Annotated in this window: 12 protein-coding genes and 1 riboswitch; of the genes, 7 read left to right on the top strand and 5 right to left on the bottom strand. The window is 72.4% G+C overall.

Annotation, left to right across the window (positions count from 1 at the left end; all coding sequences use genetic code 11):
• Positions 1-20: 20 nt before the first annotated feature.
• Positions 21-136, bottom strand: a riboswitch (glycine riboswitch).
• 74 nt (positions 137-210) lie between these two features.
• The 3 genes from CEQ11_RS03065 to CEQ11_RS03055 all read left to right on the top strand — a co-directional run bounded on the left by CEQ11_RS03065 (position 211) and on the right by CEQ11_RS03055 (position 2,907).
• Positions 211-1,263 (top strand): YeiH family protein, encoded by a 1,053-nt coding sequence (locus CEQ11_RS03065; RefSeq protein ID WP_102957476.1) that lies wholly within the window; start codon positions 211-213, stop codon positions 1,261-1,263.
• A gap of 167 nt (positions 1,264-1,430) precedes the next feature.
• On the top strand, positions 1,431-1,805 hold the full coding sequence (locus tag CEQ11_RS03060; RefSeq protein ID WP_067190781.1) for an ectoine synthase: 375 nt from the start codon (positions 1,431-1,433) through the stop codon (positions 1,803-1,805).
• Between the two features lie 106 nt (positions 1,806-1,911).
• A complete protein-coding gene (locus tag CEQ11_RS03055; protein WP_227718706.1) occupies positions 1,912-2,907 on the top strand; it encodes a PaaI family thioesterase in 996 nt (331 codons plus the stop codon).
• A gap of 99 nt (positions 2,908-3,006) precedes the next feature.
• On the opposite strand, the gene CEQ11_RS03050 is transcribed toward CEQ11_RS03055, so the two are convergent.
• Positions 3,007-4,065 carry an enoyl-CoA hydratase/isomerase family protein gene (locus CEQ11_RS03050; RefSeq protein WP_070638158.1) on the bottom strand — a complete coding sequence of 353 codons (1,059 nt, stop codon included), beginning with the start codon at positions 4,063-4,065 and terminating at the stop codon, positions 3,007-3,009.
• A gap of 241 nt (positions 4,066-4,306) precedes the next feature.
• Between CEQ11_RS03050 and CEQ11_RS03045 the strand changes: the two genes are divergently transcribed.
• Positions 4,307-4,834 carry a MarR family winged helix-turn-helix transcriptional regulator gene (locus CEQ11_RS03045; RefSeq protein ID WP_070638111.1) on the top strand — a complete coding sequence of 176 codons (528 nt, stop codon included), beginning with the start codon at positions 4,307-4,309 and terminating at the stop codon, positions 4,832-4,834.
• Between the two features lie 117 nt (positions 4,835-4,951).
• Here CEQ11_RS03045 and CEQ11_RS03040 read toward each other — a convergent pair whose 3' ends face one another.
• Genes CEQ11_RS03040 through CEQ11_RS03030 form a run of 3 tightly spaced genes read right to left on the bottom strand, consistent with a single transcriptional unit; the run spans position 4,952 to position 8,804 of the window.
• Entirely contained in the window at positions 4,952-6,955 is a 2,004-nt protein-coding gene (locus CEQ11_RS03040) for a cytochrome b/b6 domain-containing protein (RefSeq protein WP_227718705.1), read from the bottom strand.
• 26 nt (positions 6,956-6,981) lie between these two features.
• Entirely contained in the window at positions 6,982-7,992 is a 1,011-nt protein-coding gene (locus CEQ11_RS03035; RefSeq protein ID WP_088477710.1) for an electron transfer flavoprotein subunit alpha/FixB family protein, read from the bottom strand.
• A 29-nt stretch (positions 7,993-8,021) separates the two neighbouring features.
• Entirely contained in the window at positions 8,022-8,804 is a 783-nt protein-coding gene (locus CEQ11_RS03030) for an electron transfer flavoprotein subunit beta/FixA family protein (RefSeq protein ID WP_070638117.1), read from the bottom strand.
• Positions 8,805-9,042: 238 nt separating this feature from the next.
• Between CEQ11_RS03030 and CEQ11_RS03025 the strand changes: the two genes are divergently transcribed.
• From CEQ11_RS03025 to CEQ11_RS03015, 3 genes are all read left to right on the top strand, one after another.
• The gene (locus tag CEQ11_RS03025) at positions 9,043-9,966 is read left to right on the top strand and encodes an NUDIX hydrolase (protein ID WP_088477709.1); all 924 of its coding nucleotides are present in this window, start codon (positions 9,043-9,045) and stop codon (positions 9,964-9,966) included.
• Between the two features lie 204 nt (positions 9,967-10,170).
• Positions 10,171-11,595 carry an L-serine ammonia-lyase gene (locus CEQ11_RS03020; protein WP_088477708.1) on the top strand — a complete coding sequence of 475 codons (1,425 nt, stop codon included), beginning with the start codon at positions 10,171-10,173 and terminating at the stop codon, positions 11,593-11,595.
• Between the two features lie 135 nt (positions 11,596-11,730).
• On the top strand, positions 11,731-12,816 hold the full coding sequence (locus CEQ11_RS03015) for a YihY/virulence factor BrkB family protein (RefSeq protein WP_088477707.1): 1,086 nt from the start codon (positions 11,731-11,733) through the stop codon (positions 12,814-12,816).
• Positions 12,817-12,941: 125 nt separating this feature from the next.
• On the opposite strand, the gene CEQ11_RS13045 is transcribed toward CEQ11_RS03015, so the two are convergent.
• Positions 12,942-14,327, bottom strand: coding sequence for a thermonuclease family protein (locus CEQ11_RS13045; RefSeq protein WP_227718704.1), 1,386 nt, complete (start codon positions 14,325-14,327; stop codon positions 12,942-12,944).
• Positions 14,328-14,438 lie beyond the last annotated feature (111 nt).

Here is a 14,438-nt window from a genome sequence, read left to right as displayed (position 1 = left end):
GCGTGCTTTCCAGAGCGTCCTTCCCCTGCGCGGTACGGGTGCCTGAGAGATTCCCGGGGAGGTCTTGCTCCTTCGGCGGCCGGCTGACGTCCGGGGTGTCTCCGCAGACGCGCCGACGCTCTCCCGCACAGGGCGATTGCGACGTGGTGCCAGTATCCCACAGAGCGTGTGCCGGGTCACTCGGATCGGCCGCGGGGCTAGAGTGCGCCCGTGACCACTGCTGCCTCCACCCCTGCCTCCCGCGCATTCGGCCTGCTCGTGTGCCTGGCCCTGGGCGCCGCGGCGGTGGGCCTCTCCGCGCTGGTCCGCCCGTGGGCCCCTGCGCTGAGCCCGCTGCTGCTGGCGATCCTGGCGGGCATGGCCTGGCGCAACCTCGCCGCGGTCCCGGAGCGCCTCTCCCCCGGGATCGCCTTCGCCGCCAAGCCCGTCCTGCGCTTGGGCATCGTCCTGCTCGGCCTGCAGCTGGCCCTGGGAGACGTCCTCGCGCTCGGCTGGGGCGTGATCGGCCTGGTCGTGGCGGCCGTCGGGATCACCTTCGCTGCCACGCTCGCGCTCGGCCGTGCCCTGCGCCTGCCGTGGGACCTCACCACCCTCGTGGCGTCCGGCTTCTCCATCTGCGGCGCCGCCGCCGTGGCCGCCGCAGACTCGGTGGTCCGTGCCCGCCGGGAGATGGCCGCCACCGCCATCGGCCTCGTCGTGCTCTTCGGCACCCTGATGATCCCGCTCATGCCGTTGGTCACCGGGGCGCTCGGCCTGTCCGAGGAGGCCGCCGGCCTGTGGATCGGCGCGTCCACGCACGAGGTCGCCCAGGTGGTGGCCGCCGGCGGCCTGGTGGGCTCGGCCGCGCTGTCCGTGGCGGTGACGGTGAAGCTGGCCCGCGTGGTCATGCTCGCGCCGGTCATGGCCTCGCTCGCCGCCGCCCAGCGGCGCCGGGACGCCCGCTCGTCCGCCCTTCCCGACGACGGCTCGGCCGCCTCCGCCTCCCGCCCTCCCCTGGTCCCGTGGTTCGTGCTGGGGTTCGTGGCGGCGATGCTGCTGCGCTCCACCGGCCTGCTGCCGGCAGGGGTGCTGGATGCGGCGGCAGCCGTCCAGCAGCTGCTCCTGGCCACGGCGATGGCCGCGCTGGGCCTGGGTGTGCACCTGCGCTCGATCGTGCAGGTCGGGCCGCGCCCCCTCGTCCTCGGGGCGGCGAGCACGGCGGTGGCCGTGGCGGTCGGCGGCGCCGGCGCCTGGCTCCTGGGTCCCGGCCTCTCCCTCGGCTGACCGGCCGGCGACGGGCGCAGACCAGGGGTGGGAACCGCCGCCGGGATCTGCCTACGGTCAGGGCACTGGGTCCCCTCGGCCGCCCGCAGACCGGGCAGACCGCACGATGAGCGGTCGGCGAGCGCCCGGACCCGCACACCCGATCCGTCGAAGGAGCGAATCCGCAGATGTTCACGCGCAACCGAGAGCAGGCCGAGACCGTCGAGTGGGGCGGCGGCACGTCCGACCGCCTGCTGGTGGAGAAGGACAACATGGGCTTCGCCGTCTGCCACACGATCGTGAAGCAGGGCACCGCCTCCAAGCTCGAGTACCGCAACCACCTGGAGGCCTGCTACTGCATCTCCGGCTCCGGCTCGGTGGTGGAGAAGGACGGCACCGTCCACGAGATCACCCCCGGCACCATCTACGTGCTGGACGAACACGACCCGCACGAGCTGCGCGGCGGCGAGACCGAGGACATGCACCTGGTCTCGATCTTCAACCCTCCGATCACCGGCGACGAGAAGCACACGCTCTCCGAAGACGGCTACTCCTCCTACTGAGCTGAGCCGCACGCTCTACTGAGCTGAGCCGCACGCTCCGCACCGCCTGCGGCGGGGACGTCTCCGTCCGGGCGTCTCCGCCGCCGTTTCCGCTACCGTTCACTCCGTGAGCTACGGACATTCGATCCCCGACATCATGGCCGGCACCTCGGATCCCGGCGGCCGCCGCACGGCCGAGGACGCGGAGAACACCGGGCCCCGTGCGCATCCGCAGGGCCGCACGGAGCAGCTGTTCGGTGTGCGCCGCCACGAGCAGGTGCGGCAGGAGGGCGCCCACTGGAACCCGGGGTACATGCTCGCCGGGCCCAGCTCGATCGGCCTGGACGGCCGCCCCACCACGGCCGCGGCCACCGTGCTGATGGACAACGCCACCGCCGTGGCCGTGCACCACGCCGCCGCCGGTGCCATGCAGGCCATCGTCACCACGGAGCTCACGCTCAACGTGCTCAAGCCGCTGCCGGCCTTCGACGCGTCTGCGGACGCCGACCCGGCCGACCAGCCCCGCATGGAGTGCTGGTACACCCCGCTGACGGTGGACGAGGCCGGCGGCGCCGCCCGCGCCTGGCTCGTGGACGCCGACGGCGACCGCGTGGCCGAGGCCACCGGCTGGTTCCAGGCCGTGCCGGCCGCTCCCGCCGCCTCGATGGAGGCGTTCGTCCGCCACGGCGGCCTGCCGCTGGGGCCGCAGACCCGCGTCCCCATGGCGGACCTGCTCGGCCTGGAGCCGGACTCCGTCACCGTCCAGGACGACACGTCCCGGCCCGCCCAGTCCGGCGAGTTCGTCCCGGGCGCGCGCTTCCGCGAGAACCGGGAGCTGGACAATCCGCAGGGCGCCGTCCACGGCGGCGCGATGATGCTCCGCGCGATCCTCGCCGCCCAGGGCGCGATGCCGGACCGCGCTCGCTACGACGTCCAGGCCGCCCGCACCGTCTACACGCGCCCGGGCCGGGGGGACATGGTCGCCATGACCCGTGTCCGCCACGCCGGCCGCTCGCTGCGGTTCGTGGACGTCGAGCTCGTCCCCCTCGGCGAGGACGGCTCCCCCGTCGTGGACAAGCCGATGGTGCAGGTGCAGGTCACCTTCCGCGCGGCGCGCGGCTGACCGAGCCCACCGGAGACGACAGGGGACGACGACGGCGGCAGGCTCCCGTCCGTCGTCGTCCCCTGTGCCGTGTGGCCGGGTCTGGGCCTGAGGTGGGGCTCAGAGCGTCAGGTCACCCGTCTCCGGCTCGGCGAAGTGCGACTCCACGAGCTCCGGCGTCACCTCGTCCAGGGTGGCCGGCCGCCACTGCGGGTTCTTGTCCTTGTCCACCAGGAGGGCGCGGATGCCCTCGGCGAAGTCGTGGCCGCGCAGGTGTGCGGCGGTGGTGCGGTACTCGGTCTTGAGCACGGCGGCAAGGTCCTTGGCGCGGCGGGCCCGGCGGACGGCGGCCAGGGTGACCGAGACGGCGGTCGGGCTGAGCTTCTCCAGGCGGTCGGCGGCCTTGTGGGCGGCCTCCTCGTCCCGGGCGCGCAGGGCCTCGATGATCTTCGCGGGGGTGTCCTTGGCGTAGCACTCGTCGATCCACGGGCGCTGCTGCCAGAGCGGTGACTCGCCCGGCTCGGTGGCGAAGCGCTCCAGGACGGCGTCCGGCTCCTCGGTCTCGAGGGCGGCGGCGATCTCGTCCAGGGTCTCGGACGAGACGTGGTGCGTGGACAGGCCCAGGGCCACCGCGTCCGCGCCGGTGATGTGCTCGCCGGTCATGCCCACGTGCAGGCCGAATTCGGAGGGCAGGCGGGAGATCAGATAGGTGCCGCCCACGTCCGGGACGAAGCCGATGCCGGTCTCCGGCATGCCCCAGCGCGTGCGTTCGGTGGCCACGCGGTGGGAGGCATGGCCGGAGACGCCCACGCCGCCGCCGAGGACGATCCCGTCCTGGAAGGCGACGATCGGCTTCGGGTAGTCGCCGATCAGGTGGTTCATGGCGTACTCGGTGGCGAAGAACTCCTCTCCCTCGGCGAGGTCGCCGGCCTGGATGGAGTGGTAGATCGACACGATGTCGCCGCCGGCGCAGAGGCCGCGATCGCCGGCGCCGCGGACCAGGACGGTCTGGACGGAGTCGTCGTCCTTCCACTCGAGCAGCTGGGCGCGGATGCCCTTGACCATCTCGAAGGTCAGGGCGTTGATGGCCTTCGGGCGGTTCAGCGTGAGGACGCCGAGGCGACCCCTCTGCTCGATGAGCAGCTCGTCGGTGGGCTGTGCGGTCTGCGCGTCGGTCATGGAGTTCACCTTTCCTCACGCGTATCCGGCCGGGCAACGGGTGCCCGGCCGGACGCGGCGATTGATTGGACGTCCGAGGACTGCCTGCTTCGGAGCCTATCAGCGCCGGGCAGAGGGGTCTGCAGAGGGGAAGCCGTGGACGATGTATCCGTACCACTCGATCAGGTCGCCCGCGCCCGCCCCGTGAGACCGAGGCCCGCTGACCGGGCGCACCCTCGTCCCCTCACCTAGGATGGGGCGAATGAGCAGCACCCGACAGACCCTGAACCGCGACCCCATCGCGGAGGCCCGCCGCAACTGGGAGCGCCAGGGGTGGGACGACGTCGCCGCACCGATGGCCGCGGTGACCTCGATCATGCGCGCGCAGCAGATCCTGCTGGCCCGGGCCCACAAGGCGCTGAAGCCGTTCTCGCTGACCTTCGCCCGCTTCGAACTGCTGGCCCTGCTGGACTTCTCCCGCGAGCGCCGCATGCCCATGAGCAAGGCCGGCGCCCTGCTGCAGGTGCATCCGACCTCCGTGACCAACGCCGTGGACCGCCTCGAGTCCGCCGGGCTGGTGACGCGCGAGCCGCACCCGGGCGACCGCCGCGCCACCCTGCTCGCCCTGACGGAGAAGGGCCGCGAGCTCACCGCGAAGGCCGCGGCCGCGCTGAACACGGAGGTCTTCGCGGACACGGGCCTGTCCGACGAGGACGTCACCTCGCTGATCGAGATCCTGACCCGCTTCCGCCGCAGCGCCGGTGACTTCGAGGACGCGACCGCCGGCTGATCCTCCCGGACACCTGCGCCGCTGCGGCCTCGGCCGGTCGCACCACGCAGGGACGGCCACAGACATGACGGAGGGGCCCGAGCACCTGGCTCGGGCCCCTTCGTCTGTCCCGCCGGGTCAGCGGCCGACGGTGCCGAACCGCTGGGCCACCGGGGCCACGAACTGCGGGCGGAGGAAGAACCACGCGGCGGCGGTGACGGCCACGGACGCCAGGAACACCACCAGGCCCCAGGCGTCAGTGGCCTCGCGCGAGGTGTACATGTGGTTCAGGTTCGCCAGGAAGCCGGTGAAGACCACCAGGAACACATGGACCACGATGAACCCGACGAAGAACAGCATCACCGGGAAGTGCACCCTGCGGGCGGCCTCCATCGGGAACGCCCTGTTGAGCGCCTTGGCCTCAGTGGGGAACCAGGAGGACATGCGCCAGCCGGTGAGGGCGGCGAGCGGGGCGGCGACGAACACCACGAGGGTGTAGGTGATCATCTGCAGCGCGTTGTAGTGGACCCAGCCGTTCTCCGACGGCCAGTCCAGGGACATGTACTGGATGCCGGCGGACAGGGCGTGGTGGAACACGTACGGGTCCGTCGGCACCAGGCGCATCCACTGGCCGGTGACGAACAGCAGGATCACGAAGAGTAGGCCGTTGAGCACCCACAGCCCGTCCAGGGCCTGGTGCATCCAGATGGTCATCGAGTACTTCTTCGGCGTGTTCCCCTTGGCGGAGAACAGCGAGTCCCTGCGCGGGGTGAAGTTCGCCGGCGGACGCTGCTCCGAGCGGATCTGCAGGCCGGTCCTGATGATCAGCACCATCAGGAACATGTTCAGGAAGTGCTGCCAGCCGAGCCAGGCCGGGATGCCGATCGGGGCGGACTCCGGCTGGGCCGTGTGCCCGTCATACTGCGCGATGAAGTCCTGCACCGGCTCGAGGGTGCGCAGGCCGCGGGCGGCCAACACCAGCGCCAGGGCCACGACGACGGCGCCCAGCGCCCCCCAGAGCACCTTCCGTCCCCGCGGCATGGGCTCGGCGCCCTCGGCCTTCTTCGTGGGCTGCGCCGCCGGCCTTCCGGCAGGCTTGCCGGCCGCCTTCGGAGCGGCCGCAGAGGTCGCCGCGGCGAGCTGCGCAGCACCCTGCTGCGCGGAACCCTGGTGCGCGGTGCCCTGGTGCGCGGTGCCCGGCGGGGCTTGGGCTGCATGCTTCGGGGCGGCCGGGGTGTCCTGGCCGGATCCATGGGCGGCCGCTGCACCGGCGGCACCGGCGGCTGCGACCCCTCCGGCAGCGGCGGCTGTGCCGGCGCCCATGCGCTGCTTCCGGCCGGGCTGCGCATCGGCAGCCGGCTGGGCAGGCGCCTGGGCGCTGGAAGGCGGCTCGGCCGCGGCCGGGGCGGCCTGCACGGACGCGTCGGACGTCTGAGCCGCGGCACCGGCGGTGCGGCCCTTGAGCGGGGTGTACCCCTTCATGCGCTGTCCCACGGGGGCGGCCGGTGCCTGGGCGTCAGTCGCTGCCTGGGCGTCAGTGTTCGCGCTCGCGGCCAGGTCACCACCGGCCGCGACGCCGGCGGCGGTCCCCGCCACGGCGGTGCCTGCGCCCTCGGCCAAGGCGGCGGACCGCTCGGCCGGGGTGGCCTCCGCCGCAGCGGCGGCCTCGGTGCGCGGGGCCGCAGCGGTGGTCGCAGCGACCGGTGCGGCGGGGGCGCCGCCCTTGAGCGGGGTGTAGCCGGCCATGCGCTGACGCTGCTCGTAGGGCACGCCGGACACGGCGGCCGGAACCGCGGCCGCGGCACCCGGGGACGGCGTCTGAACGGCGGCCGTCCGGTCCGGCTCAGCGGCGGGCTCTGCAGCGGCCGGTGCTGGGGCCTGCGCAGCGGTGGCCCGGTCCTGGGCGCCGCCGGTCACCGCCTGCGGCGCGGTGCCCCGGAACGGGGTGTAGCCGGCCATGCGCTGCCGCTGCTCGTACGGCACCCCGTCACGGACGGCAGGCGCCGCGGTGGCGGGGGCGACCGTCTCCTCAGGCCCGGCCTCGGCCACAGGCTGAGGCGAGGGATCCTGGGTCAGGGGCGTGGCGTCGTCGTGGGTACGGCCCTTCAGGGGGGTGTACCCGGCCATCCGCTGCTTGGGCATGCGTGGTCCTCCCGGAGTCTGCCGCGTCAGCGGCGGGCGCGGATCTGCTCGATCAGCTGCGGGACGACCTCGAACAGGTCACCCACGATGCTGAAGTCGGCGATCTCGAAGATCTCGGCGTCCTCGTTCTTGTCCACGGCCACGATCGTCTTGGCGGTCTGCATGCCGGCACGGTGCTGGATGGCACCGGAGATGCCCAGGGCGATGTAGAGGTCCGGGGACACGATGACGCCGGTCTGGCCGACCTGACGCTCGGCCGGGGTGTAGCCGGCGTCGACGGCGGCGCGGGAGGCGCCCACCGCGGCCCCGAGCTCGTCGGCCAGCTGCTCCACCACGGCGAAGCCCTCCTCGGAGCCCACACCGCGGCCGCCGGAGACGACGACCTTCGCGCCGCGCAGCTCCGGACGGGACGAGGTCTGCTGGCGTGGTGAGACCTCACGGATCTCCGCGCCTGCGGTGACCTGCGGCAGGGAGCCGGCGTCGATCGCGGTGATCTGCGGGGAGGCCACGGCCTCGGCGCGGGCATCGATGGATCCGCCGCGCACGGTGATGATGCGCGGGCCGCCCTCGCCGGTGGACTCGGACTGGATGTCGCCTCCGAAGATGGAGTGCTGGGCGATGACCTCGTCGTCCGCCCACCGCAGGCCCACGGCGTCGGCGCAGACCGGGCCGCCCACACGGACGGACAGGCGGCCGGCGATGGCACGGGACTCCGGGGTGTTCGGCAGCAGCACGGCCACCGGGTTCGTCTGGCCGACCACGGTGGCCAGCGCGGCCACGGCGGCCGAACCCATGCGGGTGGCGGCGTCCTCGGTCTCGAGGGTGTGCACGGCGGTGGCGCCGAGCTCGCCCAGGCGAGCGGCGGCGGCCTCGGCCTTGCCGGGCGCGCCCACCACGACGGCCACGGGCACGCCGACGGTGGCGGCCGCCCCGAGCAGGCCGGCGGCGGAGGCACGGAGTTCGCCGTCGGCGTTGAGCTCGGCGAGGACGAGGACGGGGGCGCCGGAGTTCGCGGCGGTGTTCACGGTCTCAGTCATGGGAGGTCTCCTTCGGTGTCCTGCGTCCGTCAGATGAGGCGGTTCTCGGCCAGGAAGGCGGCGAGCTGCTCGGCGGCGGTGCCGTCGTCCACGACCTTCGGACCGGCCTGCTTCTCCGGGCGGGCGTTGGCGGAGACCATCACGGAGCGGTACTCGGCCTCAACCGGGCCGGCAACGATCCCCAGGTCCGCCAGGCAGTAGTCGGTGAGCGGCTTCTTCTTGGCCGCCATGATGTTCTTGAAGTTCGGGAACCGAGGCTCCGCGGTCTTCTCTGTCAGGCCGACCACGGCCGGCAGCGCGACGGCGGCGCGCAGGTCCGCGTCCTCGGTCACCACGGTGCCCACGACCTCGGACTCGGAGATCTCGAGGTCCTCGGCATGCGGCAGGTACGGGCGGTCCAGCAGTTCGGCGAGCATGGCCGGCACGACGCCGGTGGAGCCGTCCGTGGCGAGGTTGCCGGCGAGCACCAGATCGGCGCCCTCCTTCTCGATCGCGGCGGCCAGCACCCGTGCGGTCTGCACGGCGTCGGAGCCGGCGAGCGCGTCGTCGGCCACGTGCACGGCGGCATCGGCTCCCATGGCGAGCATCTTGCGGAGGGTCTTGGTGGCGTCCTCCGGGCCCATCGTCATGGCGACGATCTCCACGTCCGCGCCGGAGTCCTTGTACTGCAGGGCGACCTCCATGACGCGCTCGCTGATCTCGTCCGGCACGGGCTCGGCTGCACCGTCGCGGACCAGCATGCCGGTCTCCATGTCGAGCGTGCGCTCCTGCCAGGTGTCGGGGACCTGCTTGGCCAGCACCATGATCTTCACGGGTCGGACTCCTCCTCGAATCGCCGCGGTCTGAACGGTCTCAGAACTGTGGTCAAGGCTACAGCGGACAGGGATGGCCCCGCCTGTCCGATGCGGCCATCTCAGTAAATGATGATTCACTGAAGCGGTTCGTGCCACCCCGCCGCCTCCGCCGGGCCCGCGCCGCGGGCGGCAGCGGCCGCGCCGCTATCCTCGGAGCCACCGATGAGGAACCGCCCGCCCGCGTGAGGAGAGACCGATGACCACCGCCGACCGCTCCGGCACCGAGCCCGTCCCGGCCCGCCTGGCCTCGTCCCTGCTTCTCGTGCGCCCTGCCGCCGAGGGCATCGAGGTGTTCGCCCTGCGCCGCGCCGGCTCCATGGCCTTCAGCGCGCACGCCACCGCCTTCCCGGGCGGCCGCGTGGATCCGGCGGACGACCTGCCCGTGCACCTCTGGAAGGGCGTGGACCTGGACGACTGGGCCCGCCGACTCGGCACGGACGCCGCCCCGGAGGGCGCGGCCTCCCACATGGCCGAGCTCTCCCCGCGGGACGCCGCGGGCCGCCTGCTGGCCGCCGCGCTGCGCGAGACCTACGAGGAGACCGGCGTGCTGCTGGCCCTGGACACCCGGACGGGCACAGCCGTTGATCCGGAGCTCGTCCGCTCCCTCCCGGAGGACACCCGCGAGCGCCTCGAGTCCCACGACCTCGCCTTCGGCGACCTGCTCAGCGAGCACGGCCTCGTCCCGGACGCGGCCGCCCTGGTGCCGTGGTCCCGCTGGATCACCCCGGTGGGCGGTCCGCGCCGGTATGACACGGTGTTCTTCGTGGTCCGCCTGCCGGAGGGACAGGAGCCGCAGCGCATGTCCTCCGAGGCCGCCAGCCACGGCTGGGCCTCCCCCGAGGCGCTGCTGGCCGAGTTCCGCAGCGGCACCGTGAACCTCATGACCCCGTCCTGGTGGCAGCTGCGCCAGCTCTCCGCGGCCACCCAGGACAGCACGGACTGGGCGGACATCGTGGCCCTGGGCCACGCCCACGAGCCGATCGCCCCGGTGATGCTCCACCCGAAGGCGGACCGCGAGAGCCGTCTGCAGGAGTTCCTGCACGCCGAGGAGTACCTGTCGGACCTCGCCTCGTTCCGCGCCGCGGCCCGGGTGGAGGAGTCCCCGGACAACGTCCTCTGACCTGAGGCGACGGCGCCGGGACCGGGCTGGGGACGCCGAGCAGCGCACGACGACGGCCGCTGCCCTTCCGCTGGACGGCAGGCCCTTTCCGCGGCATGGCCGGACCCGGGTGCCAGCGCGTAGGCTGGTCCACAGTCTGTGACCCCCTCATGCGGCGCGCCCACCACCGGCAGGACGCCGCAGCCACCTGGAAGGGAGCCGCGCATGTCGCTCAGTGCCCTGGACCTGTTCTCCATCGGCATCGGCCCGTCCTCGTCCCACACCGTCGGCCCGATGCGCGCCGCGCGCCGCTTCACCTTCAGCCTCGCTGAGAACGGCCTCCTCGACTCGACCGCCCGCGTGAAGGCCGAGCTCTACGGCTCCCTGGCCGCCACCGGCATCGGTCATGGCTCGGACACCGCCGTCCTGCTGGGGCTGGCCGGCCAGGACCCGGAGACCATCGACCCGGACGCCTGCACGGGCCTGGTCAAGGACATCGTGGAGTCCGGGGACCTGCCGCTCGACGGGGACCGGCACATCCGGTTCGACCGCAAGAAGGACATGACTCTGCACATGCGCAAGTCCCTGCCGGGCCACCCGAACGGCATGCGCCTGACCGCCTATGACCAGGACGGCGGCCAGCTGCACTGCCGCGACTACTACTCCGTGGGCGGCGGCTTCGTGGTCACGGCAGAGGAGCTCGAGGACGAGCTCGAGGCCGCCCGCGAGATCACCCGCCATGAAGAGGACTCCCGCGAGGCCGCGGAGCCGTACCCGTTCAGCACCGCCGCCGAGCTGCTGGAGCACTGCGAACGCGAGGGCATGACCATCGCCGAGCTGATGCGCGCCAACGAGGCCGTCCGCCACAGCCCGGAGCACCTCGAGGCCGAGCTGACGAAGATCTGGCACGTGATGCAGGAGTGCATCCACAACGGCTGCACCCGCGAGGAGAAGATCCTGCCCGGTGGCCTCCAGGTGCGCCGCCGGGCCCCCGCCCTGCGCGCGCACCTGCTCGAGCAGACCACCCGCACCGACCCGATGTGGGCCATGGAGTGGGTCAACCTCTTCGCCCTCGCGGTGAACGAGGAGAACGCCTCGGGCGGACGCATCGTCACCGCCCCCACCAACGGCGCCGCCGGCATCATCCCGGCCGTGCTCATGTACTTCTGCCGCTTCGTATTGCCGCAGGAGGCCACCGAGGAGGAGAAGGACGCGAAGGCGGTCGAGTTCCTGCTCACCGCCGCCGCGATCGGCATCCTCTACAAGAAGAACGCGTCCATCTCCGGAGCCGAGGTCGGCTGCCAGGGCGAGGTCGGTTCGGCCTGCTCCATGGCGGCCGCGGGGCTGTGCGCCGTCATCGGCGGCACCCCGGTGCAGGTGGAGAACGCCGCGGAGATCGGCATCGAGCACAACCTCGGCCTCACCTGCGACCCCGTGGGCGGCCTCGTCCAGGTCCCCTGCATCGAGCGCAACGCGATCGCCTCGGTCAAGGCCATCAACGCCGCCCGCCTCGCCGTGCTCGGCGACGGCTCGCACCGCGTCACCCTGGACCAGGCCATCAAGACGATGCGTGACACCGGCGCGGACATGAAGTCCAAGTACAAGGAGACCTCCCGCGGCGGCCTGGCCGTGAACGTCATCGAGTGCTGACCGGCGGGACGGCCGCTGCGTCTCGGGGCGCAGTCGGCCCCGTCCGGAGCCGAGACATGATGGTGCGCCGGGCCTGTGGGGTATGTTCGGTCTGCTGACCTGTACCTCACACCCCACGCCGAGAGGACCTCTCCCGTGACCAAGCATCCGCTCGACGCGACGCTCGAGGCCGCGACGTTCGACCCCGACAAGCGCAAGGAGCAGCACAAGGCCGTGAAGCTCGGCGGTGCCGGCTGGAAGTACGCCTTCTCGCGTTCGATCAAGACCTTCCTGAACGCCGGCGGCACGGACCTTGCCGCGAAGCTCACCTACTTCATGGTGCTGTCCCTGGCCCCGGCCCTGCTGGCGATCTTCTCGATCATCACCCTGGTGATGGCCAGCAACCGCGACGTGGTGAACGACCTCGTCCAGGACATCGTGGACAAGAACGTCTCCCCCGACTACGCCCCGCTGGTCACCGACCTCGTGGACAACATGATGAACCAGTCCACCGGCGGCGTGATCGCGCTGATCATCGGTATCGCCACCGCCCTGTGGTCCGCTTCCGCCTATGTGAAGGCCTTCAACCGCGCGGCGAACCAGCTCTACGGCTACGAGGAGGGCCGCGGCTTCGTGAAGCTCACCGCCGCCAACCTGCTGGCCACCCTGGTGGTGCTCGTGGGCATCGTTGTCGTCCTCATCTGCCTGGCCGTGAACCGCACCCTGGTGGAGGGTCTCGTGAGGCCGATCGCCGAGCCGCTCGGCGCCGATGACCTCATGGGCTTCCTCACGGACTCGTTCCTGCCGATCTGGACGTGGGTGAAGTGGCCGGTCATCGTCGTGCTCGTGCTGCTGATGATCGCGGTCCTGTACTACCTGACCCCGAACGTGCAGAAGCCGAAGTTCACCGTCTTCGGCCCGGGCAACATCGTCGCCTTCGTCGGCATGATCCTGGCCGCCGTGGCCCTGTCCGTCTACTTCGCCACCCTGGCCGGCTACTCCTCGTACGGCGCCATCGGCGGTGTCATGGCCCTGCTGTTCGCGCTCTGGGTCTTCAACATCGTGCTGCTGCTCGGCCTGTCCGTGGACGCCGAGTGGGAGCGCGCGAAGCAGCTGCGCGCCGGTGTGGCCGCCGAGAGCCACCTCAGCCTGCCGCCGAAGGACACCTCCGCCCTCGTGAAGAAGGCCGATGCCCAGGAGAAGCTGGAGGAGGCCGGCTACGCCCTGCGCGCCGACTCCTGAGCCCTCGACGGACACCCCACACGAACCGGGCCCCAGCCCTGCCTGACGCTGTCAGGAAGGACCGGGGCCCGGTCTGTGTCCGCCCCTCCGCGGCCGCAGCGGCGCGGCGCGGGAGGTGAGGCGGGTCAGCGCTTGGCGGCGCGGTAGCCGGCGGCCTGGGCGGCCGCGGCGGTGGCGTAGCAGTTGCGGGCGTTGGTCTGCGAGTACGCCTGGTTGTGCGGCAGGTGGTAGATGCCCGAGTTGTCATTGGCCTTGACCGGGTGGGAGGCCGGGCAGGTCTTGGTGGCCGTGTTGCCTGCCACCGGGCCCGAGCCGCCCGCTGCGGGGGCCGCTGCGGGCTTCGGCGCCGGGGCCGGGGCCGGGGCTGCCACCGGCTTCGATGCCGGGGCCGGGGCCGGGGCCGGCTTCGATGCGGGAGCGGCGAACTGCTGCGGAGCCGGAGCGGCCTGGGCCGGTGCGGACGCCGTGCCCGGAGTGCAGCCGAGGCCGGAGGCGAACTGGCCGCGGCCGGCGGCCTTGGCCTCCTGCCAGGCGGCGTGGACCTCGTTGTAGAAGCGGACGTTCGGCTGGAAGATCACCGGCTCGCCCAGGCCCAGGCGGGCCATCTCGGCGTTGACGAAGGTGTCTCCGGCCCAGACGCCGGCGAGGACCCGGTCGTAGCGGTCACGGCGCTCCTTGTCATAGCGCAGGGTGACGGGCTGTCCCGGGGCGACCAGGCTCTTGAGGGCGGCCGTGGACTCCGGACCGAGGCACTGCACACCGTGCGAGGGATGCTTGGTCTCCGGGGTGTCGATGTTCAGCAGACGGACCCGCTCCTCCACGCCGTTGATGCGGATGCGCAGGGTGTCCCCGTCGGTCACGGAGACCACGATGCCGCGCTCCCCGTCCACGTACGCAGGGGAAGCCGGCTTCGCGGAGGCCTGGGACGGGGCCGGAGCGGCAGCCTGGGCAGCGTCCGTCGCGACGGCCTGCTCGGCCGTCTTCTGCTCGGTGGCCTTCGCCTCGGCTGCCTTCTTGTCAGCCGCCTCGCGCTCACGCTGCTGAGCCGCGGCCTGCTCGGCCTCGCGCTCGGCGGCGGCCGACTCCTCGGCCTTTCGGCTCGCCGCGGCCTGCTCGGCTTCGCGCTCGGCGGCGGCTGACTTCTCGGCCTCGGCGCGGGCCTGCGTCTCACGCTCCTGCTCCTTGCGCGCTTCGCGCTCCTGACGCTCCTTCTCGGCGCGCTCGGCCTTCTCGGACTCGCGGGCCGACTCCTCGGACTCGCGGGCCGACTCCTCAGAGACGTCGTCCCCGCGACCGTCTTCCGCCCGCTCGGACTCACGGGCGTCGGCGGACCGGTCGGCGGACGCACTGGAGGACGAGTCATTGGTCTCGCTGGCCCACTCCGAGGAGGAGCTCCCGGCGGCGGACGAGGCGTTCGGATCCTCGCCGCAGCCGGTGAGGACCAGGGACAGGCCGAGCCCGAGGGCGGCGGCCAGACGCAGGGAGCTGGAGGGGGATGGGGAAACGGGCACGACGCTGTGTCCTTTCTGCGAAGAGGGGATGAGCCCTCACCAAGGGGAGATGCCCTTCGGCCTCCAAGTTTTTGAGGAGCGGCCGTACAGGACTTTCCCAGTTTATCCTGA

The organism is Micrococcus sp. FDAARGOS_333 (assembly GCF_002206575.2).
GTDB classification, from domain to species: domain Bacteria; phylum Actinomycetota; class Actinomycetes; order Actinomycetales; family Micrococcaceae; genus Micrococcus; species Micrococcus lylae.
Note: the sequence above shows the minus strand (reverse complement) of the source record. Positions and strands in the feature narration are given on the sequence as shown.

Coding starts and splice junctions, on each gene's coding strand:
- CEQ11_RS03050 (WP_070638158.1), bottom strand. CDS start 4,065: ATGACCGACGCGCAGACCGCACAGCCCACCGACGAGCTGCTCATCGAG.
- CEQ11_RS03045 (WP_070638111.1), top strand. CDS start 4,307: ATGAGCAGCACCCGACAGACCCTGAACCGCGACCCCATCGCGGAGGCC.
- CEQ11_RS03060 (WP_067190781.1), top strand. CDS start 1,431: ATGTTCACGCGCAACCGAGAGCAGGCCGAGACCGTCGAGTGGGGCGGC.
- CEQ11_RS03035 (WP_088477710.1), bottom strand. CDS start 7,992: ATGACTGAGACCGTGAACACCGCCGCGAACTCCGGCGCCCCCGTCCTC.
- CEQ11_RS03025 (WP_088477709.1), top strand. CDS start 9,043: ATGACCACCGCCGACCGCTCCGGCACCGAGCCCGTCCCGGCCCGCCTG.
- CEQ11_RS03040 (WP_227718705.1), bottom strand. CDS start 6,955: ATGCCCAAGCAGCGGATGGCCGGGTACACCCCCCTGAAGGGCCGTACC.
- CEQ11_RS03020 (WP_088477708.1), top strand. CDS start 10,171: ATGTCGCTCAGTGCCCTGGACCTGTTCTCCATCGGCATCGGCCCGTCC.